We start from the raw sequence: 1726 nt of genomic DNA, 5'->3' as shown, positions 1-1726 counted from the left end.
CTCCTGCATGGAGACGTGATTAGATCACAGACGATCAGCCTGTTCAAATTTCATTAACAAAGTGCGATCCCGCCCTGTTATTTAACCGAAGTTGTGCGGCAAAAGGTTGATAGTGGTGTACTGGCCAATGCCGGCATGCTACGAGATGGGCTAGAGAAAAATGTCTTCAATAAACTTATATTTGATGCGAATAACAACGATGTATGCCAATTAAATTCTGACGAGCTTCTTGATAAATTTATTCAGGCATGTAATGGGAAGATTGGCAAGACGGGGGAGAGTGTTATAATTGCCTCTTCTAATCGACAGGTGGGTGAATATAACAGGTTGATTCGTGAACACTTTTTTGGTGGTCAGTTGAAGATGGTCAACGGTGATAAAATTATTTCTGTTGCGAACCATTATCGAGCCGATGCCACTATCACGAATGGCGAGTTTGGTATGATCAAAGAGGTATTATCCCCCTACCCAGAGAGTGTAAGTGTTATTATTAGCGTGAAAGGCGATAATGGCGAAATGATTAAACGAAGAGTAGATCTTAGTTTCAGGGATGTGGTTCTCGGCTTTCGCAATGATTTTGGTCAACCTTTTTATTTTGAAGCTAAAGTGATTGAGAATTTGCTTTATAATGACCAGCCGAGTTTATCTTCAGATGAGCATAAAGCGCTTTATGTTTATTTTATCAATAGACATCCAGAGCTAAAACTTAAGGGTAATGAACATAAATTGAGGGTTGCCTTAATGCAAGATCCTTATTTTAATGCCTTTAAGATTAAATTCGGATACGCCATTACCGCACATAAAGCACAAGGTAGTGAATGGAAAAATGTATTTTTGCAGTGCCAAACACATCAAAAGATGTTAACAAAAGATTACTTTCGATGGCTGTATACTGCAATCACCCGCACATCCGATAAATTATTCGTAATGAACCCACCCAATATTGGATTGGGCTCAGGAATGAAAGTGGTGGGTGGCTATGTTCCTAAATCTTCCCCTACGGCCCCTACGATATCAGAGTTTAATTGTCTGGCTAATGATGATCAGAGTATCAGTCAGGCTGCAAAGCGTCATTTTGAAGCGAGGCCGTTCAATTTTCATTGTGATATTCCTCAGTTAAAGCGCCTTTACCAGCTTGTCGTTGAGGGTGTTAAGGGGACCGGGATCTCGATTGCGGATGTTCTTCATTACAATCATCAGGAACGGTATGTTTTTAACCGCGGAAATGAACAGGCTTCTGTTAATATTAATTACAAGGGGAATTGGAAGGTTTCTGGTGTGAAAAGTTTGGGGTATGATGACTTTGCTTCCGAGTTGTTGACATTGTTGCAGCAGCTTCAGGGGCAATTTCTTAATTTGTTCACCGCATCGAAAGAGTCAGAGTTTTATTTTTCAGAACCATTTCTTGAAGAATTCTATAACAACATAGCTTCGCAATTACATGATATTGATGTGGTTGTGACTAAAATTGAGTCGCGTCCATTTTGCGAGCGATATTACTTTCAACACAAAAATGATCTGGCAGTCATTGAGTTTTGGTATAACAAAGCCAGCCAGTTTCGTAAGATACAGCCGATGCCACAATTGTGTAATTCTAAAAGGTTAATTGATGCAGTGATTGAAAAAGTTGGAGCGATAGCATGAACGAACAGCGGCCTTGTTGCACAAATCGGGGAACTATCTAGCCAAGTGGTGATCTGATCTCCCGGATCAATCACCGAGCACA

1 protein-coding gene is annotated in these 1726 nt (G+C 40.4%); it reads left to right on the top strand.

Annotation, left to right across the window (positions count from 1 at the left end):
- Window positions 1–93: 93 nt before the first annotated feature.
- Window positions 94–1644, top strand: coding sequence for an ATP-binding domain-containing protein (locus tag OKC30_RS20750; protein WP_270809807.1), 1551 nt, complete (start codon window positions 94–96; stop codon window positions 1642–1644).
- The last annotated feature ends 82 nt before the right edge of the window (window positions 1645–1726 follow it).

Origin of the sequence: Aeromonas sp. QDB18, assembly GCF_027705325.1 — a bacterium.
In the GTDB taxonomy this organism is placed as follows: Bacteria; Pseudomonadota; Gammaproteobacteria; order Enterobacterales; family Aeromonadaceae; genus Aeromonas; species Aeromonas caviae.
The sequence above is the reverse complement of the archived record's forward strand: the minus strand, read 5'-3'. Positions and strand labels throughout refer to the sequence as shown.